At 32.6% G+C, this 21,319-nt stretch carries 14 protein-coding genes and 1 tRNA gene; 7 read left to right on the plus strand and 8 right to left on the minus strand.

Annotation, left to right across the window (positions count from 1 at the left end):
• Window positions 1-53: 53 nt before the first annotated feature.
• Complete coding sequence (locus H3T80_RS02940; RefSeq protein ID WP_110447859.1) at window positions 54-347, minus strand: DUF1870 family protein; 294 nt, start codon at window positions 345-347, stop codon at window positions 54-56.
• Window positions 348-912: 565 nt separating this feature from the next.
• On the opposite strand from H3T80_RS02940, the gene H3T80_RS02945 reads away from it, so the two are divergent.
• Together H3T80_RS02945 and H3T80_RS02950 are read left to right on the plus strand one after the other, a co-directional pair.
• Window positions 913-1,626, plus strand: a complete 714-nt coding sequence (locus H3T80_RS02945) for a helix-turn-helix domain-containing protein (RefSeq protein WP_110447856.1) — start codon at window positions 913-915, stop codon at window positions 1,624-1,626.
• A gap of 46 nt (window positions 1,627-1,672) precedes the next feature.
• Entirely contained in the window at window positions 1,673-2,722 is a 1,050-nt protein-coding gene (locus H3T80_RS02950; protein ID WP_198199887.1) for a YdgH/BhsA/McbA-like domain containing protein, read from the plus strand.
• A gap of 66 nt (window positions 2,723-2,788) precedes the next feature.
• On the opposite strand, the gene hrpA is transcribed toward H3T80_RS02950, so the two are convergent.
• Window positions 2,789-6,658 (minus strand): ATP-dependent RNA helicase HrpA, encoded by a 3,870-nt coding sequence (gene hrpA, locus H3T80_RS02955; RefSeq protein WP_198199888.1) that lies wholly within the window; start codon window positions 6,656-6,658, stop codon window positions 2,789-2,791.
• Window positions 6,659-6,733: 75 nt separating this feature from the next.
• Here hrpA and H3T80_RS02960 point away from each other — a divergent pair, with 75 nt between their 5' ends.
• The 4 genes from H3T80_RS02960 to H3T80_RS02975 all read left to right on the plus strand — a co-directional run bounded on the left by H3T80_RS02960 (window position 6,734) and on the right by H3T80_RS02975 (window position 12,598).
• Window positions 6,734-7,150 carry an META domain-containing protein gene (locus tag H3T80_RS02960; RefSeq protein ID WP_198199889.1) on the plus strand — a complete coding sequence of 139 codons (417 nt, stop codon included), beginning with the start codon at window positions 6,734-6,736 and terminating at the stop codon, window positions 7,148-7,150.
• Between the two features lie 332 nt (window positions 7,151-7,482).
• Entirely contained in the window at window positions 7,483-8,895 is a 1,413-nt protein-coding gene (gene pykF / locus H3T80_RS02965) for a pyruvate kinase PykF (RefSeq protein ID WP_086358947.1), read from the plus strand.
• Window positions 8,896-9,006: 111 nt separating this feature from the next.
• Window positions 9,007-11,064 carry a polyphosphate kinase 1 gene (gene ppk1 / locus H3T80_RS02970; RefSeq protein ID WP_110447852.1) on the plus strand — a complete coding sequence of 686 codons (2,058 nt, stop codon included), beginning with the start codon at window positions 9,007-9,009 and terminating at the stop codon, window positions 11,062-11,064.
• Window positions 11,065-11,074: 10 nt separating this feature from the next.
• A complete protein-coding gene (locus H3T80_RS02975) occupies window positions 11,075-12,598 on the plus strand; it encodes an exopolyphosphatase (RefSeq protein ID WP_294912508.1) in 1,524 nt (507 codons plus the stop codon).
• 80 nt (window positions 12,599-12,678) lie between these two features.
• Here H3T80_RS02975 and H3T80_RS02980 read toward each other — a convergent pair whose 3' ends face one another.
• The 3 genes from H3T80_RS02980 to H3T80_RS02990 form a co-directional block, all read right to left on the minus strand.
• Complete coding sequence (locus tag H3T80_RS02980; protein ID WP_198199896.1) at window positions 12,679-14,139, minus strand: DASS family sodium-coupled anion symporter; 1,461 nt, start codon at window positions 14,137-14,139, stop codon at window positions 12,679-12,681.
• A gap of 87 nt (window positions 14,140-14,226) precedes the next feature.
• Window positions 14,227-15,189, minus strand: a complete 963-nt coding sequence (locus tag H3T80_RS02985) for an FAD:protein FMN transferase (protein ID WP_198199898.1) — start codon at window positions 15,187-15,189, stop codon at window positions 14,227-14,229.
• Window positions 15,190-15,207: 18 nt separating this feature from the next.
• Window positions 15,208-17,976, minus strand: a complete 2,769-nt coding sequence (locus tag H3T80_RS02990; RefSeq protein ID WP_198199900.1) for a flavocytochrome c — start codon at window positions 17,974-17,976, stop codon at window positions 15,208-15,210.
• A gap of 524 nt (window positions 17,977-18,500) precedes the next feature.
• Between H3T80_RS02990 and H3T80_RS02995 the strand changes: the two genes are divergently transcribed.
• Window positions 18,501-19,553 carry a hypothetical protein gene (locus tag H3T80_RS02995; RefSeq protein WP_198199901.1) on the plus strand — a complete coding sequence of 351 codons (1,053 nt, stop codon included), beginning with the start codon at window positions 18,501-18,503 and terminating at the stop codon, window positions 19,551-19,553.
• Between the two features lie 84 nt (window positions 19,554-19,637).
• Here the strand turns inward: H3T80_RS02995 and H3T80_RS03000 are convergent, their stop codons facing one another.
• From H3T80_RS03000 to dnaQ, 3 genes are all read right to left on the minus strand, one after another.
• Window positions 19,638-20,081 (minus strand): YbaN family protein, encoded by a 444-nt coding sequence (locus tag H3T80_RS03000; RefSeq protein ID WP_198199902.1) that lies wholly within the window; start codon window positions 20,079-20,081, stop codon window positions 19,638-19,640.
• A gap of 275 nt (window positions 20,082-20,356) precedes the next feature.
• Window positions 20,357-20,433, minus strand: a tRNA-Asp gene (locus H3T80_RS03005).
• Window positions 20,434-20,546: 113 nt separating this feature from the next.
• A complete protein-coding gene (gene dnaQ, locus H3T80_RS03010) occupies window positions 20,547-21,281 on the minus strand; it encodes a DNA polymerase III subunit epsilon (protein WP_198199903.1) in 735 nt (244 codons plus the stop codon).
• Window positions 21,282-21,319 lie beyond the last annotated feature (38 nt).

Below are 21,319 nucleotides of genomic sequence, written 5' to 3' on the forward strand. Positions count from 1 at the left end.
CAAATTTCAATTGAAAGAGAAAAACAGTGTTATACATTATTTATGATGTAAACTTAATAGATTATTTTATCAATAAAACCTTTAGAATAAAGCTCAGCTTTTACTGAATCAATTAACCTTGAATAAACCAAATTACTGAATAAGTTATCAGTCTGTAATAATAAAAGTAATTCAGTCCTTTCTTCTTTAAGTTTATTCATGATGTTTATAACATCATCTGAAATTTTTCTGCTTCCACTTTCCCAATATTGCCATGCTCGCTTTGAGCATTTACCGATATATGTTGCGGCATCAGCAACATCAAGAAAAAATAAACGCCTAAGCGCTTTCAATTCGATATTAGTCATATAAACTGTTAGCTAATGAAAAGGGTCTATATCATAATTTTTGTCATAAAACTATTGAATAAAATCCATAATATTTATCACAATAAGAATTGATTCAAGTCAAATATTGCTTATTTTATAATGCTTTAATAAATATAAGCTTCTAAACAATTATTAATATAAGATCATTAGTTGAGTGCTACTATAATGATTTTTGTTATTAATAATAAATAAATTATTATTTTGGGAGTTATTAAAGGAGTAATATAACCGCCCTTTTCTTTTGAGATAATTTCATTATAAATCAGTTTGTTAAAGTTAGAATAATGTATATTATGTTAAATAATATAAAATGAAAATATATCTTCTATAATCACTCTATCCTACTCGACTTATTTTGATTTTTAGTAAATTAAAAATCAAAATAATTTACCAAAAAATGGTAATTTAATTATTTAATAATAATTTTCTATTCCCTTTCTATTTATTGAATAATAGAATATAAACTATATAGTTAGTTTTTGTTTTATCATAAAATATGGTAATCTTAACAATCAAAATCTTTAACGGTTCTATTTAGGTTTATATGCATACTATTTATAAAACATTGCGCAGCAATAGTTATTCCGTTCCTTGTGAATTATGTAGCATTGGTGGATTGTGTATCCCAATGTTACTTAATAATTCACTAAGTGATGTTTTAGAACGGAAAAAATCATATTTAAAAGATGAAATCGTTGTTAAATCAAAAACTCCATTTAAGAAGTTTTATATTGTTCATTCTGGCGCATTAAAGACGTTTGTCACTACTCCAGAAAATACTGAACAAATTAATGGATTTTATTTACCTGGAGATATCGTTGGTTTAGACTCTATTTCGACTAAAGTCTATAATAGTAATATTCAAACATTAGGTAATACCTTGCTTTGTGAACTTTACTATGATGAATTAATGTCATTAATTGATAGTAACAAAGATGTTCGTGATTTGATATTTAAGTTATTAAGCACAGATATTTATAATTATCAAAAATTAATTCTATGTTATTCGCAAAAAAAATCTGAAGAACGTCTTGCTACTTTTATCTATTCTCTTTATCTTAGATATCAGCAAAGAGGACATACCTCTTTAAATATTAAACTAGCAATGAGTCGTGCTGATATAGCCAATTACTTAGGATTAACGATTGAAACAGTCAGCCGAAATTTAACAAAATTACAAGAACAAAATATTTTAACAGCCAAAGGAAAATTCATATATATTAATAAGTTAGAAGCTTTAATAGAAATATGTAACTAAATTTATCTGTGCTAAATTAATTAAAATTTACTGTAAGGTTTTTTATATGACAAGTTTAAAGAAAACATTTATCGCTGCGACTATTGCTCTTATTCCCTGTTCTTCATTTGCTGCACAACAATTAACTGAAGAACAAGCTAATAGCATGCAATCTTACAAAAGCATTACTATTCGAGGTGCTTTTTATACTGATAGCGATTACGTTATGGCTATGTCAAAAGCTGCTGATAATGAAGGTGCGGCTTCTTTCTATATTACTACTACCAATATTAGTCCTTCTAATGATACTTTACGAATTGTTTATGCTAAATTGTATAAATCAGACGCTCCTAAAGCTGTTGAAAAAACGGAAAGTTTACGTAAGTTTGAAGGTGTTTATGAGTATCCAAAATCAAAAGCAATTCGTTTAGAACCATTTAATATTGTCCGTATTCGTGGTTATTTTCCAACCGATTATGATATTAATCAAGCAATTGCTAAAGAAGCATCAGCTCAAGGGGCTTATGGATTTTATATTGATTCACGTTCAGAAATAGGTAGTAATTTACAAATTGCAGCTTATATATTCAAAAAAGATGCACCAGAACGTAAATTACAACCAGAAGATGCTATTCCTTATGATTCTGAAGCGGGGCAATTAGCTTTAGCTAAAGGTGGTGATGCTGCAATGCAGGTTGAAAAACCAGGGTATTATTCTCCTTCAGCGTTCAATGAAAAATATTATGCCGATAAGTTTAATAATAAAGTTATCGATAAAACGGCTACCACTACAACAACTGCTACTGTAGCTAAAGTTGCAACATCATCAAGTACTGAAACAACGACTTCTGTTGCTACAGAACCTCAAAGAGTAACTCGTTACACTGTAACATTACCGGATGGAAGAAAAATTCAAGAACTTAATGATGCTACAGCAGCTAAAATGGTTGCATTTGATACATTGAAATTTAGAGGCTATTATGTCACTGATCAAGAAATTTCTTATCAAGCAGGTAAACGTGCGATTGAGGCTGGCGCAAAATATTACCATATTGCTCGTGTAGCACATGATACTAAAGGTCCAAATATTACGGTATTTATTGATCTTTATCGATAATAAAAAATGGGCGCCTAAGCGCCCTTCTTTTTATTATCATAACTTATCAGATTATAGATTCTAAAATTATAACTCTGTCGATACAGTCTCTATTTGTTGTCTTATGCGTTTTGCAGAAATTGGGTATGGCGTTCCTAATTGTTGGGCAAAAAGATTAACTCTTAGTTCTTCAATCATCCATTTAATGTTAGTCACTTTACTTAATGATTTTTGATTTTCTGGCAAACTATTTAGCCAAGTTTGATATTCATTCTTAACTTCTTCTATTATATTCATTGCTTGTCTATCTTTAGCCATATTCGAACCAAGCTTTTCTAAACGTTTTTCAATCGCAGATAAATAGCGATAAATATCAGGAAGCTTGTCATAACCGGTTTGTGCAACAAACCCTTTATAGACTAATTCGCTGACTTGCTGTTTTATATCAGATAAAGCAAAAGCAAGGGATAGATCTACTCGACCTTTTAATTTTTTATTAATATTAAAGTGTAACGTTAATATTGATTCTACTTGTTTAGCAATATCAACAACAGTTTCATTGATATGGCTTTTCGTATAAGTTAGAAGTAGTTGATATTGTTGTTGATTATCAATAAGTTGGTTGTTTTTTTCTATTAAATGATCAACGCCACAAGCAATACAATCATCAATAAGATTAAGTACTGTGCCAAATGAATTAAAATATAAGCCTAACTTAGATTTGTTTGGCAGTTTTTCATGTAAATATTTTATTGGTGATGGAATATTGAGGATTAATAATCGACGAATACCTAATTTACTTAATCGCTTTTGTTCTTCCAACGAATCAACAAGTTTGATACTAACTGAATGTTGATTATCAATAATCGCTGGATAAGCTTTAATTATGTAATTGTTTTGTTTTTCTTCATAGATTGTTGGTAAAGAACCAAAATCCCAATCAATAATGTTGTTCTTTTCTATTTTAACCGATTTTTTCTGGGTTAAAGATGATAACGCTTGTTGAACTTCTGTTTTAAGTTGTTCTTGAATCTTAACTAAATCTTTACCGAAAGCTATTTCACGATTATGATCAACAATACTGAAATTCATCTTTAAGTAACTAGGTACTTGATCAAGTTGCCAATCTGAAGGCTCAATCCTAGTACCTGTCATTTTTCTAAATTCATTTTGTAACGTTTCAAGTAACGGCGATGCTGTTGAATTGGCTCTATTCAAAAAAGCTTCAGCATAATTTGGTGCAGGTACCAAACTTTTACGTAATGATTTAGGTAATGATTTGATTAATGAAATGATTAAATCATAGCGAAAACCAGGAACTTGCCAATCAAAACCACTATTTTTTATCTGATTAAGGATGTTGAGTGGAATAGTAATTGTGACACCGTCACGCGCATTACCAAGATCAAACTGATAACTCAAAGGTAGCTTTAAGTTGTCTTGATACCAAAAATCTGGATAATCATTCACTTTTACCGGTTGTGCAGACTTTTTGATCAACATATTTTTTTCGACATTGAGAAATTCTGGATCAATTTTTTGTTTAGTTTTCCACCATGTATCAAAATGCTTTGCAGAAATCACTGATTTATCTATTCGTTCATCATAAAAATTATATAGGTCATCATTATCAATTAGAATATCTTGACGTCGAGACTTATGCTCAAGCTCTTCAACTTCATTGATTAATTTTTGATTTTGCTTATAAAAACTGTGGTTAGTTTGCCAATCACCTTCCACTAACGCATGGCGTATAAATAAAGAGCGACTTAATATTGGATCAATTTTACTGTAATTAACCGTACGACTAGCAACAATTGGTAATCCGTATAAAGTGACTTTTTCGTTTGCAATGGTTGTGCCTTGTTTTTTAGACCATCTCGGTTCACTGTAACTGTATTTAACTAAATGTTTAGCTATTGGTTCGATCCATTCAGCTTCAATTTTGGCTGCAGTTCTGCCCCACAATCGGCTGGTTTCAACTAATTCACTAGCTATACACCATTTTGGTTGATTTTTAAAAATCGCTGAATTAGGGAAAATAGCAAATTTGATATTACGGGCACCAATATATTCATGTTTTTCGATTTCTTTCATCCCAACATGCGATAATAAACCACTTAATAGTGCAATGTGTAATGAACGATAATCCGGTAATTGGCTATTGATCGGAAATGCTAGTTGTTTAACTGTTTGCCTAATTTGCGTATAAACATCTTGCCATTCACGAATACGCAGATAATTGAGGTATTCTTTTTGACATAAGCGTCTAAATTGATTACCCGATAATTCTGCTTGTTGACTGGCAATATAATTCCATAAATTAATAAAAGAGATAAAGTCTGATTCTTTATCGGCAAATCGTCGATGTTTTTCATCAGAAGCTTGCTGTTTATCAAATGGACGTTCCCTAGGATCTTGTATTGATAATGCTGCTGTAATAATCATCACTTCTTTTATACAACCTAATTGCCTTGCTTCAACTAACATTCTCGCTAATCGAGGATCTATAGGCAACTGAGATAAAATTCGACCTATATCAGTTAAGTGATAATGATGATGTTTAGTATAAATAGCTCCAAGTTCTTCTAATAGTCGTATACCATCACGAATATACCTAGAATCAGGTGATTCCACAAACGGAAAAGCAGCAATATCACCTAATCCTAATGATGTCATTTGTAATATAACTGAAGCTAAATTTGTTCGTAATATTTCTGGTTCTGTAAATTCAGGTCTTGATAAAAAATCTTGTTCATCATAAAGCCGAATACAAATACCGTCCGATGTTCTACCACAACGCCCTTTTCTTTGATTTGCCGATGCTTGAGAAATTGGTTCAATTGGTAATCGTTGTACTTTAGTACGATAGCTATAACGACTAATTCTGGCTAAACCGGGGTCAATAACATATTTAATGCCTGGAACAGTTAACGACGTTTCAGCAACATTAGTTGCTAATACAATCCGTCGTCCATTATGCGGTTGGAAAATGCGATTTTGTTCTGATGCCGATAGTCTTGCGTATAAAGGTAGAATTTCAGTATGTTTCAATTCTAATTTTCTTAATGTATCGGCAAGATCTCGTATTTCACGTTCTCCCGTTAGAAAAATGAGTATATCACCAGCACTTTCCAATGAAAGCTCATCAATAGCATTAATGATCGGTTGAAAATCACTGTTTTTATCACTTTCAGAATCCTCACTAAAAATCACTGGCCGATACCTAACTTCAACCGGATAGGTTCTGCCAGATACTTCAATTATCGGAGCATGATTGAAATGATTAGAGAAACGTTCAACATCTATTGTTGCCGAAGTAATAATAACTTTTAAATCAGGACGCTTAGGTAATAGTTGTTTTAAATATCCTAAAATGAAATCTATATTTAAACTACGTTCATGGGCCTCATCAATAATGATAGTATCATATTGCAGTAAGAGCTTATCTTGTTGAATTTCTGCTAATAAAATTCCATCAGTCATCAATTTAACCAATGTACTATCACTTACATGGTCTGAAAATCTAACTTTGTAGCCGACTAATTGCCCTATTTCCGTCTTTAATTCTTCAGCAATACGGTTAGCTACCGAACGAGCGGCTAATCTTCTAGGTTGAGTATGACCAATATAGCCTTTAACACCTAGCCCTAATTCTAGACATATTTTGGGAATTTGTGTGGTCTTACCTGAGCCTGTTTCGCCAGCAATGATGACTACTTGATGATGTTTAATTGCTTCATAAATAGCCTGTTTTTTTTCAACTACAGGTAAATTACTAGGAAAATCAATATGATTAGGTAAAGATTGTAATCGAATATTATAATGTTCAATAGCTAAATTTATTGCTGATTCGATTTCAGCAATATTTTGTTTTTTATTAATAAGCTTTCTTATTTTTAGTTGATCTAAGAAAGTCATTGACGACAATTTGTTTAATTGTTGTTGAGATACCATAAGGCGTTGAGTATATTATTTACAATTATAATTATTGTAAATTATAGCAAATATTCTTTATTTATAGGAGATTAAATGAAGAAATCACTATTACTATTATCAGTTTCGGTAATATTTAACTTAAGTGGGTGCACTTCGTCTAATAGCATCACAGAACAGGATCTTATGCATCATCATTATGTCCTGATGCAAAATAATGGTTTGAGCTTGCCTGTTTTCAAAAAAGCTGATTTAGAATTTGGCGAAAATATGATTATGATTGGAAAAATGTGTAGTGAATTTTCAGCTCAAATCAAACTTGAAAATAATATGATCAAAGGCCAGATAATCAATATGACCAACATTAAATGTCAGAACAAACAATTAGATTTACTCGATAATGTGATTAAAAAACTGATTATTGATGGGGCAAATATTCAATTAATTGACACTAAATTAGTGCTAAAAAATAACCAAGACACACTTATCTTTCAATTAAAAGATTATATGTAACTAAAAAACCCCTTTCCTCAAAATTTTTATAAAATCTATTGTTATTATCCAATCTGTTATCTTTACTAATTGTATAAACTTAAAACAGATTTGATGATAAAAAAACTTTATTTAAAATAGAGTTAAGTCTATAATGAAGCCAGTTTTTTGAGGGTCTATATTTTAATGAAAATAGTCAATTTTTCAGATACTGAAATAAAATTAAGTAACTATTTTTCAGTTACTCGATCCTTCTTATATCCCTTTCAATCCAATAAGAATATTTTGCATTTAGACATATACCCAGTTTATATGAAATTTAAACATTAACCTTAACAAGTAGTGATAATATTATGAAAAAGACAAAAATTGTTTGTACTATAGGACCAAAATCAGAATCAAAAGAGATGTTAACCAAATTATTAAATGCAGGCATGAATGTAATGCGTTTAAACTTCTCTCATGGTGATTATGAAGAACACGGTAATCGAATCAAAAATTTACGTGAAGTAATGCAAGAAACAGGCTTAAAAGCGGCGATTATGTTGGATACTAAAGGTCCAGAAATCCGTACTATTAAGTTAGAAGGCGGTAATGATGTATCACTTGTTGCTGGTCAAACTTTCACTTTTACTACCGATGAAACCGTAGTTGGTAATTCAGAACGTGTTGCGGTTACTTATAAAGGTTTTGCTCAAGATCTTAAACCAGGCAATCGTGTATTAGTTGATGATGGTTTAATCGCTATGGACGTTGTCGAAATTAACGGTAATGAAGTTGTTTGTAAAGTATTAAATAATGGTGATTTAGGTGAAAATAAAGGTATTAACTTACCGGGTGTTTCTATTAAATTACCGGCACTTGCTGAAAAAGATAAAAATGATTTAATTTTTGGTTGTGAGCAAGGCGTTGACTTTATTGCTGCATCTTTTATTCGTAAACGTTCTGACGTTGAAGATATCCGTGCTCATCTTAAAGCTCACGGTGGTGAAGAAATCAAAATTATTTCTAAAATTGAAAACCAAGAAGGTTTAGATAATTTTGATGAAATTTTAGAAGCTTCTGACGGTATCATGGTTGCTCGTGGTGACTTAGGTGTGGAAATCGCTGTTGAAGAAGTTATTTTTGCTCAAAAAATGATGATCAAAAAATGTAATAAAGCGTCAAAACCAGTTATTACTGCAACACAAATGTTAGACTCAATGATTAAAAACCCTCGTCCTACTCGTGCTGAAGCTGGTGACGTTGCTAATGCAATCATTGATGGAACTGACGCAGTTATGTTATCAGGTGAAAGTGCTAAAGGTAAATATCCATTTGAAGCAGTAAATGTGATGGCTACTATCTGTAAACGTACTGATGGTACTATTCCAGCTAAACTTGAATTAACAACCAAAGAAGAAACATTACGTATTACTGCTGCAGTATGTTGTGGTGCAGTTGAAATTGCTGAACGTTTAAATGTGCCATTAATTGTTGTTGCTACTCGTAGTGGTAAATCTGCTCGTGAACTTCGTCATTACTTCCCGACAGCTCGTATTTTAGCGCTATCTTCAAGTCAAAAAACAGTTAATCAATTAGCATTATCTAAAGGTGTTGAACCAATTTTAATTGATGCGATTAATTCAACTGATGATTTCTACCGTTTAGGTAAAGAAATGGCGGTTAAAGTTTGTAACGCAAAACAAGGCGATACTATTGTTATGGTATCAGGTGCATTGGTTCCAAGTGGTACTACTAATACAACTTCGGTACACCGCATCTAATCATTTTAAATTTGTTTAAATGAATGATAAAAAGCTAGCGATATGCTAGCTTTTTTTTTAACTTCCGTTATGCTGTTAGATATTCAATTTGTGGAATGGACCAAATAAGACATGATTATAGAAAAAGTATATTTACCCAAAGAACTCAGTTGGTTATCCTTTAATCAACGTGTACTACAAGAGGCAGCTGACGAAAGTAATCCTCTTATAGAACGAATCCGTTTTTTAGGTATTTACTCCAGTAATCTAGATGAATTTTATAAAGTTCAATTTGCAAACTTAAAAAAATATGTTCTTATTGAGCAAGAACAATCTCAATCTACCTCCAATGCGAAACATTTATTAAGACAAGTTAACCAAAAGGTTATTCAACTTGAGTTACAATTTGATCAGCTCTATAACGAACTCTTATTAGAAATGGCCAGAAACCAGATTTTTCTAATAAATGAAAGGCAACTTACCAGTTATCAAGAAAATTGGATAAAAAATTACTATAAACAAAATTTAAGACAATATATCACCCCTATTCTTCTTGATAGTCATACCGAATTGATCCAATTTCTCAAAGATGATCATGCTTATTTGGCGGTGGAAATTATTTGTAAAGACAATATTAGTTATGCCTTATTGGAGCTACCTACCGACAATGCTCCTCGTTTTGTATTATTACCATCGGAATTCTCAACCAAAAACAAATCAATCATATTTTTAGATAATATTTTACGTTACTGTTTAGACGATATTTTCAAAGTCTTTTTTGATGCTGTTGAATTAAATGCTTATTCAATCAACATTAATCGTGATGCTGAATATGAATTAAATAGTGAACTCGATAGTTTACTAGAATTAATGTCACAAGGTTTGAAACAACGTTTAACCGCACAACCAGTGCGCTTTACCTATCAAAAAGATATGCCTAAAGCATTATTTGAATTATTGATTAATAAATTAAGATTAACAGAACAAGATGCAATGCCGGGCGGACGTTATCCTAATTTTAAAGATTTAGCTAATTTTCCTGATTTAGGGGTTAAAAATTTACTTAATAAACGTTTACCTAGTCTTGCTTATAATCGATTTAAAAAATTTAGGAATGCTTTTGCGACAATTAAGGATCGAGATGTATTGCTCTACTATCCTTATTATTCATTTGGTCATGTACTTGAGATCATGCGTCAAGCCTCTTTCGATCCAGCTGTGACCCATATTCGCATGAATATTTATCGGGTTGCGAAAGATTCACGATTTATACACGCAGCCATTAATGCCGCCAATAATGGTAAAAAAGTTACAGTAGTGGTTGAACTTCAGGCTCGCTTTGATGAAGAAGCAAATATAAAATGGGCTAAAAGATTAATTCGTAGTGGTATTAAAGTTATCTATTCACAACCAAAACTCAAGATCCATGCTAAATTATTTTTAATTGATCGACGAGAAGAAGATAGAATTGTTCGCTATGCACATATTGGCTCAGGTAACTTTAATGAAAAAACAGCACGAGTCTATACTGATTTTTCTCTATTAACGTCTGATCCAGCCATTACCGATGAAGTTATTAAAGTATTTAATTTCATTGAAAATCCATTTAAACCTGTTTCGTTTAATCACTTACTGGTATCTCCACAAAATACTCGCCAACGTTTTTATGAGTTTATTGAACGTGAAATTAATAATGCCAAAGCAGGAAAACCTTCTGGTATTTATTTAAAATTGAATGCGATCACCGATAAAGAGATGATTGACCAACTTTATCGAGCTTCATGTGCAGGTGTAAATATTAGAATGATTGTTAGGGGGACTTGTGTGTTAGTTCCTCAAATTCCTAATTTAAGTGAAAACATCTATGTAACGAGTATTGTCGATCAATATTTAGAGCACGCTCGCGTATATATTTTTGAAAACGATGGTAAAAAAGACACTTATATTTCATCAGCAGACTGGATGCCTCGTAACTTAGATAATCGAATTGAAGTAGGCGTTAAAATTTTTGATCCAGTATTAAAATCTACTATACATGATATCTTTAACTTGCAATGCAATGATAATGTCAAAGCAAGAATCATCGATAAAGATAATATGAATAATTATGTACAACGAGGCAATAAGAAAAAAATAAGAGCACAACATGCCATTTATGACTATTTAAAACACATGGAATCATCGGTATAAGGATTTTAACGTGAATAAATTTAATGAATATGCTGTCGTCGATTTAGGCTCTAATAGTTTTCATATGATCATCGCTCGCAATATCGATGGGGCTAGACAAATCATATATAAACATAAAAAGAATATTCATCTTGCTACTGGGTTAAATGAATATAACGAATTAAGTGAATCAAGTATTAATCGCGGTATTGAATGTTTAGCTTTATTTGCTGAACGATTAAATGGATTTCCAGCCGAAAATGTAAGAATTGTCGCTACTTATACTTTACGAATTGCGAAAAATAGACTTAAATTTTTAAACGAAGCAGCTAAAATATTACCTTACCCTATTGAAATCATTTCTGGTCAAGAGGAAGCTAGACTTATTTATCTAGGTACAATGACTGCAGAGTCAACCAATGAAAATGATAGCAAATTCGTGGTTGATATTGGTGGTGGCTCTACTGAAATTGCTATTGGTAAAGGTAATGATTTAAAACCAATACTAGTAGCTAGCAGACCAATGGGGTGTGTCACTTATACTAAACAATTCTTTCCGCAAAAGAAAATCGATTACCATTCATTTCAACAAGCAAAACTAGCTGCAGAACAACAAATTGAAAATTTAATTAACTTAATAAAAAAACAGAATATTAGTGCTGCTTTCGGTACCTCCGGTACCATTAAAAGCATTTATAAAATTTTACTCGATATTGGAGTTAGTGACGGAATTATCACCCCTAAACGTTTGGATGATTTAATCAGTTACGTATTAGAATTTAATGATTTTCATGAAATTGATTTCCCATCTCTATCCGAGGAAAGAAAAAATGTTTTTGTAAGTGGGCTAGCCATCTTCAGTGGCGTCTTTAATGCATTAGGTTTAAAAGAATTACAATTTAGTCCGAGTGCTTTACGTGAAGGTGTTCTTTACGAACTTATTGATGGGCCGAACTATCGAGATATCAGACAAACAACAGCTGAATCGCTATCGCAACACTATAATATTGATGAGCGCCATGCTAAACAAATTGTAAAAACGGCAAAATACTTTTTTTCTCAATGGAAAGCACAATCATCCATGATCATACCTCAAAGTGTTGAATCCATTTTATATTGGGCTGCGCAATTGCATGAGGTAGGTTTAAAAATTAACTTTTCTTCTATCCATAAACATTCTAGTTATATTCTAAAAAATAGTGATTTACCTGGATTTAATGAAGAACAACAATTATTGTTATCAACATTGGTTCGTTACCATCGAAAATCGATTAATATAGAAGAGTTTCCTTATTTTAGTTTGTTTGAATTTAAACATATTATTGCCATGTTGCAAATTCTCAGATTATCAATACTCATAAACAATCAACGCAGTACCGATCTAGATCTTGATGCTTTCAAGTTAACTTTGTCGCAAGAAAAGTTCACCAAAGTGACACTAGCAATAGATAAGCTGTTTGTTGAAAATAATAGGCTGATTCTATTAGATTTGGAACAAGAGCAAAAATATTGGAAAGCGGTTAATAATTGGAAATTATCTATTGAAACCTTTTGAGATTTTTCAATTGATTACAATAAAAAAACCGCCTAAAAATGGCGGTTTTTATTTGTCGATAAAAGTAGATTATAGAGGTTTTAACCTAATCCAATAATTTTCCACCATAAAATACCGATGGTGAATACAATAATTAGATTAACTACACTACAAATAAAGCCTACTTTCCACCAAGTTTTTACAGGTACGAAGCCTTCAGCAAATAATAATGGATTTCGAGCATTAGCAAATTGGGTTAGAGAACCAAAGTAATTGGTACAAATGACTAAAGCAAAAATAGCAATTAATTGCGGTACCCCTAAGGCAATAGCAACGGATAAGAACACTGGGAACAGAGCTGCAATATGTGCATTACCACTGGCAAAGAAATAGTGTAAATAAACATAAGCAACGCATAAAATAATGATAACAAAAATCCAACTACTATCCCCTAAATGCCCTTTCACTGCAGAGCCAATGGTATCGCCTAACCATTTAGTGACACCAAGTTTGTTGACTTGACCTGCCATCATTAATAAAGCCGCAAACCAGATTAATGTATCCCAAGCAGCTTTTTCACCTTTAATATCATCCCAACTTAAAACACCAGTTAAAATTAGAATAGTTAAACCAATAAATGCGGTTGTCGTTGAATCGATACCAATATTTTTACCAAAAATCCAAAGTGCTAATAATAAAACGACTGTAGAACCCATAATGATTTCTTTTAAGGTAATTGAACCCATTTTCTTAAGTTCTTCAGCAGCTAATTTTGGTGCTTCAGGTGTTTTTTTCAATTCTGGATTAGTTAAGAAATAAATAACTAAAGGAATAACAACAAATGACACTAAACAAGGAACAATTGCCGCAATAAACCATTGTCCCCAACCCAAAGTGATACCAAGTGATGAAGTCACTAATTTTGCCGCTAATAAATTACCAGTAAAAGCTGTTAAAAACATTGCCGAAGTAATGTCGTTAACGTGGCTTATGGTTAGCATTAAAAAAGTACCAATACGATTTCTTGATTCATCTTTAGGATTTGAATTAAAGTTGATTGCTAATGCTTCAGCAATTGGATAAATTACACCACCAGCTCGAGCCGTAGTACTTGGAATCGCTGGTGCTAATGCAACATCCGTTACTGATAACCCATAGGCTAAACCTAAGGTATTTTTACCTAAAATTTTAACTAAAAAATAAGCCATACGTTTACTTAAACCAGTTTTAATAAACCCTCGAGCTATCATAAACGCAATAACAATCAACCAAATTAAACTACTGTTTAATTCACTTAATGATATTTTGACTGATTCGGCAGCGGTTGTCGCTCCTGATGGTCTTAGAACAGCAAATACCGTAATAGCTAATAATCCAATTGCACCTATAGGCATGATTTCTGCCACGATACAAGCGATGGTTGCCACAAATATAATACTTGTTCGCCAACCTTCTAAACTAATACCTTCTGGTGGAGATATAAAAAGCCACAATATTGCCGATATCCCTGCAATAATAATAAGAGGAAGCCATTTAACTGGCGGTTTTTTTACTGTACTCATAATATTTCCTTTTAAATTAAATATCAATTTAATCAAATTGATAATGAAATGATATAATTTGTAAAATCTTTATTTTATTCGCAATATTTAGATTACTTCATATTCTCTATTGAGCAGTTCAAAAGCAAAATTATCAGGATTGACTATCTTTATTGTTTTATCCTTCAATAAAAATATAGCAGATAAATTTTGCTGATTTTTCAATAATTGTTTAGTCTTTTCAATACCAAATCCATATAAGATTGTTGAATAAATATCACCTTCAAGGGATGTATCCGAAATAACGGTAATACTTTCTAACTCATTATCTAAGGGATAACCCGTTTTAGAATCCAGAATGTGATGATAAACATTTTGATTTTCAATAAAGTAACGTTCGTAAATTCCTGATGTAACAACAGATTTATTTTTTACTTTAATAAGACCCACTAACTCATTTTCGATTGAGGAAAAGGGTTTTTTTAACCCAATGTGCCAATAACCTGTAGCGTCAATGGGTGAGTCGCCTATAGTTAGCACATTACCTCCTAAGTTTATTATTGCCTGATAAACTTGGTGCTGTTGCAAAACAAGTTTAATCACATCGGCAATATAACCTTTGGCTATTGCGCCTAAATCAATCTCCATGCCTACTTTTTTTAAAAATACCGAACAAGAATTAGGATCTAATTCAATATTATTAGGATCAATCAAAGATCTTTTTTCAACAATTTGCTCGGGATCGGGGACCTGATGTCCAGAAAAACCAATCTTCCAAAGTTTAACTAAGGGGCCAATAGCAACATTAAAGCAACTATCTGGCATTAAACTGACTTTCCAAGCTTGCTCAATAAGCGAATAAACGGCATGACTAACTCTTATCGGATGCTTTCCTGCCGCATTGTTGATTGACATAACTTCCGATACGGGTCTATTAACCGTTAATTTATTTTCAAGCTGATTAATGGTATTAAAAACATGTTGCACAACGGTTTCATTAGGCTCAAAAAGCATTAATGATACCGTTGTTCCCATCATAGCTTGAGTATATTCATAGCGTGAATGATGCATTCAAAAATTGCTATTCAGTTATTGATGAATATAATCTGTAGCTTGTTTACCTGCTTGCATACCAAAAATGATAATATCAGCTACGGCGTTACCACCGATACGATTGGCGCCATGTACACCACCAACAACTTCACCAGCCGCAAATACCCCACTGATAACATTTTTCTCGGTATCAAGAACTTGGGTTTCAGTATTAATCGTTACCCCACCCATAGTATGATGAATACCTGGAGCAATTTTGATCGCATAAAAAGGTGCTTTATCAATTGGATGACGTAAACCAGTAGTTCGGCCAAAATCTTCATCTTGTTTGTTATTAACAAAATGATTATATCGTTCAATGGTTTTATGTAAGGTATTCGCATCAATTGACAGTTTTTGTGCTAACTCATTAATTGAATCAGCTTGTACAGTTAGATCTTGCGATACATATTCCTCAACAGATTTATTTTCATCGCGAATTTGTTGATCAAATAAAATATACGAATAATGTTCAGGCAACTTAATGATTTCGGCAGAAACTTTATCACGTGTATTTAATTCATTAACAAAACGTTCACCTTTTTGTGATACTAAAATCGCACCACCACCACGAATTGATTCAGAAATTAAGTAAGATGTCGTCTGCTCAACAGTCGGATGAATTTGAATTTCTTTCATATCCACTGTTCCGGCACCTAATTTTTCTAAAATCATAATACCAGAGCCAGTTGCTCCTTTGTGATTGGTGGTGACAAATCCTTTAAGATCTGGACGATATTTTTCAACCATTTCATGATTGGCACTAAAACCACCGGTAGCAATTATAACTGCTTTAGCTTTTATGGTTTGTATTGAACCATCTTCTTCAGTCACTTTAACACCAACAACTTTATGATTTTCAGTAATAATTTCAGTAACATTACAATCAAGCATTACTTCAATGCCACGTCGGTTAATATTTTTAACTAAACCACTAATTAAAAAACCGCCGACTGCAGCACCACTTGCAGGACGATGAGTACGATCAATACTCATACCACCAGTAGTTGTAATACCGCTGAGTTCAATGCCATTATTATCTAACCAATCAATAGCATCAGGCGCATTCTCAACAAAATAGCGTAATAGTTCTGGATTATTTTTGTTTTTACCACCAATCATGGTTTCTTGATAAAACAGATCTTTACTATCGACAATACCTTTAAGTTTTTGGAATTTGGTTTCCGCAGCATTCATACCTGCTGAAGCTTTATTGGTATTACCGCCAATAACTGACATTTTTTCAATCACAACAACATTAGCACCAAGGTCATGGGCTTGAATCGCTGCAGCAAGACCGGCACCACCACTACCGACAACAACAACATCATAGGCTTTGGCATTTGGATCACCACCTTCAGCAATAATCGCTTCTTTGTTTGATTGAGCCATCGCCTTAGTAACTGCTTTTTTGAAGGCTTCACTTTGTGATGTAGCACCAGAAATCGCATCTACATGAGGACTATTTGACTCAATAATGCGATGCTTAATTTCTGAAAAATTATTTAATATCTCATTATCAAAATTATTGGCATTAACTAATTGCATATCTTTGATAAAATCTTTACCAAGCTCAACATTAATCACAAATTCATAAGACTCATCATTAACTTTTTCTTGATAATTACCAGGTTTAAACTTTTTAACATTTAAATTCACATCACGAATTAAACTTTCGACAAGTGAAAAATGCCACAAAGGTTCGGGAATATTAAGTTCTTCTCGTTTATCACTATTGATGAATAGTTCTAATTTTTCACCTTTCATGATGCGATCAGTCCAATCTGGATAAGCAATACACGCTCGGCCAACAGCAACAAAGTCAAATCCATTATCTAATGCAGCTCTAACATCGCTTTCATTAACAACGTTACCCACCCCAACAACAGGAATTTTAGCTAAAGTTTCTGAACGCATTGCTATATATTTATTAATTAATGGTGTTGGATCTTGAGTATCAACTATCGAAGGTCTTAAAATAGCCCCCATTGAAAAGTGAATATAATCTAAGCCTTTCTCCGCAAGCTTTTCAAGTAAATACATTGAATCATCAAAACGAATTCCTGGCTCTTCTATTTCTTCTGGAGAGAATCGGTAACCAACAATAAAGTCTGAATTTGCATATTGTTTGACCATATTATAGGTGATATCTAAAACCGCTAGTGGAAATCGAGCTCGATTATCGCGACTGCCACCCCATTTATCATTTCGTTGATTTGAATTTGGTGAATAAAATTGTTGAATCAAATAAGTATTAGCACCATGAATTTCCACGCCATCAAAACCAGCTTGAATAGCTCGACGCACTGCTTGACCAAACTTATCAACCATTTGATCAACTTCATCGGCAGTTAATTCTATCGGTGTAGCAGCTCCCGGTCTTGGGGCAGCAATAGCACTTGGACCAACAGGCGTTTGACCACCAATAAGTTTTGGTTCAACCATTCTACCGCCATGATAAACTTGAATAACTGCTTTTGAACCTTTTTCTTTAATAGCTTGAGCTATTTTAGCAAGACCTTCAATTTTATCATCGCTATCTAGACCGATTGCACCAGGAAAGGCTAATCCTTTATTGTCAACAAAGCCACATTCAACAATAATTGTGCCTATTTCTCCGGCTCTTGCTCGATAATATTCGATTAAATCATTGGTAACTGATCCTTCATAAAACCCTGAACAAGTGGTCATAGGCGCCATCATAATGCGATTTTTTAATGCCACTCCATTGGGTAAAGTTACTGACTTGAAAATATCTTTTTTCATTTTTAATACCTAATCATTAATATTCAAATTAAAATTTTGGCGAGCATAATACCATTTCAAATTACTCTTCTCCACTTACATAAGTTTCATTAGTCAAAAAATATCATTTTTTCGACAGAAAAATATCAAATATTTTTAGAGATTTAATGGCAAAAATTGTCAAATCTCAAAAAATGACTGTTCATTTTTTGCGGTATTTGTTGACTTATACAACAACTTCAAAGCTGATAGTCTAAAAAAAAACACTGTAACCATTTCATTTACTTATATATTTTTATCAATATAGCACTTGAACTTTATTTATATTCGGCTAGAATGCTTAGCAATTTTAGAAAAGAGAATTTGATTATGATTGTGGTTCAAACACACAGACCAATAGCAAAAATAAAATTGAATTGTCTTTTTCTTTTGAATATTGATCCTCCTTTATGGAGGATTTTTTATGTCTGCAACTTTAACTTTTCGAATTTATATCAAATTTTAAACCAAAATCACATCAAAAATAGCCATAGACAGGAGATAGCATGAAACCTTTGATCCCTTTTTATAATCCAAGCATAAGTTACGAAGATAATTATGCTCAAGGCCCTTTTGGACTTTTTGCTGAATTAGATAAGGCTGAACAGGTCGCAACTAAACCAACAAAATTTTTAAATGTCGATGTTAATCTTCCATTTGGTCAGCCTGCAGGTCCGTTACTAAATGCTAATTATATCAAAGCTGCTTTTGCTTATGGATTTGACTTATGTGTTTATAAAACGGTTAGAACCAAGTTTCACAAATGTCATCCATTACCGAATGTTTTGTCTGTTCATCCTAACGGCAAGTTATCACCTAACCTAGATACTGTGTTGGCTGATAGAAACTACGATCAACCTTTATCCATTACTAATTCTTTTGGTGTGCCATCGTTTGCACCGGATATTTGGCAACCTGATATGGCTGATGCGGTAAATGCGGCTGGCGCTGGACAATGTGTGATAGGTAGTTTCCAAGGTACCCAAGGTAATGGTGAGATAGAAAAAGATTATGCTTTAGCGGCTAAATTAGTGAGAGAAACTAATGCGCCTATATTAGAAGCTAATTTGAGTTGTCCAAACGAAGGAGCAAGTAAACTACTGTGTTTTGATGTCGATAAAGTAGAACGAATTGTGAATGAAATTAAGAATGCGGTACCAGATCGCCCTCTTATATTAAAATTAGCCTATTTTCCTGATGATGAACGCATTATATCTCTATTAACTCGTGTCGGAAAAATCATTGACGGATTAAGTACTATTAATACCCTTTCGGCAAAACCGGTAGATGCAAGTGGACATCCGGCACTAGGTGAAAACCGTAAAGAAGGTGGTATATGTGGTGATGCAATCCGTTGGGCAGGACTTGATATGGTGAGTCGTTTGGCAAAATATCGTCAACAACTGGATTTAAATTTTGCCATTATTGGCGTTGGTGGTGTCAGCAATAGTGAACATTATCATCAATTTATTCAAAATGGCGCTGATGCTGTGATGAGTGCTACAGGTGCAATGTGGAATCCATTATTAGCTATTGAGATTAAAAAAAGTCTTAAATAGTTATCAGTTATCTCACTATATTACTAAGTAATTGTTACAGGGTAACTTATTTACCCTGTAATTTTATTCCTACCAACAACTATATTATCTCTTCTTGAGGAAATAATACCCACCAAAAATAACATGTGCAAAGAAGACTATTGCTAAAATAATTCTGACATGCAAAGAATCAAATAAAATAAATGGAATTAATAAAATGATGAAAACCATGGTTAACATTTTTATCAATCCTGTCTTTGATACTTTTTTCTCAATAAGCATTTTCTGCACATAGGTTTGATAATAATGAGTTTGGGTAAAATAGTTGTACAGGCGATCAGAACTGTTTAACCATAGATATGCAGTAAGCAAATAAAAAGGTACAGTAGGTAAAATAGGAACAAAAATGCCTACTGTTCCTAATACAAAGGAAAGCCCTCCTAGAAAAATAAATAGCGATTTCTTTAACATATTTAAATCAATTCGAATAACTTTAATTTGCGTAAATAATTGTTGAAGATAACATAAATAGATAGAGAAAGTTACCACTAAATATCAAATGACAGAACTATTAAGCTCTAGCCATATTCTTTAGAGAAAGACTAGATATAAGTAGCTATAGAAAATTTAAATCAAAAGATTACGGCTAAGCTAGTTTCTTGACGTGATATCTCATATATTTAAAATTGGAACAAAAAAAGATACAAAAATAGTATTGAAATATAGTTAAAATTAATTCAGAAACATTATAAGTTTTATATAGATTAGATGGTTTTATATAAGTTTTTTGAATTATACTCAAAGCGAGTAAAACTTTTAAGAATTGGCGGAACGGACGGGGCTCGAACCCGCGACCCCCTGCGTGACAGGCAGGTATTCTAACCAACTGAACTACCGCTCCGCTTTTTAGACTCTTTAATGCAGAAGATTAAAGTAGGCGTGATATTAAAGATTATTATTATTTTCGTCAATATAAATTTTAAAAATTATGTTCAATTGAATAGAAAACAATCATTAATGTACTTTCCAAAGCGCTCCACCACTTTTTTTATCAATTTTTTCTAAAATTGAATCATGCGCAGCTAATTCTGCTTCATTAGCTTTAATTACTGTTAGCGGTATCCCACTACGTTCAATTTTTTTCACGGCATTATTAGTCATTGATGCAGATAAATTATCGTCCGAACTAAATGCCAAAGTGGTTTGTCCTCCGGTCATTGCTAAATAAACTTCAGCAAGTATTTCAGCATCCAGTAAGGCTCCATGTAAGGTACGATGTGAATTATCAATTTGATAACGCTCGCACAATGCATCCAAATTATTACGTTTACCTGGAAAAAGACGGCGAGCCATAGCTAATGTATCGGTAACAATACAGTGATCTGCTGTTTTATAGTCTAACCCACAAAGGCGAAACTCATAGTCCATAAAGCCAACGTCAAACGAGGCGTTATGAATAACTAATTCAGCACCATCTATAAATTTAATAAAATCATGCGCAATATTTTTAAAAATCGGTTTGTCTTTAACAAATTCATCACTGATACCATGAACTTTAAAGGCTTCTTCATCAATTAAGCGTTCTGGATTGATGTAAACATGGAAATGATTTCCTGTTAATCGTCGATTTAATACCTCAACTGCACCAATCTCAATAATCTTATGACCTTCATAATGATTATTACCATCTTGATTCATACCTGTAGTTTCTGTATCTAATACAATTTGGCGGGTTGAATGTGTTATCACAATATACTCTTCTTTATCTATAATTGGGAATTTAACAA

The organism is Gilliamella sp. W8145 (genome assembly GCF_016101145.1).
Taxonomy (GTDB): domain Bacteria; phylum Pseudomonadota; class Gammaproteobacteria; order Enterobacterales; family Orbaceae; genus Gilliamella; species Gilliamella apis_A.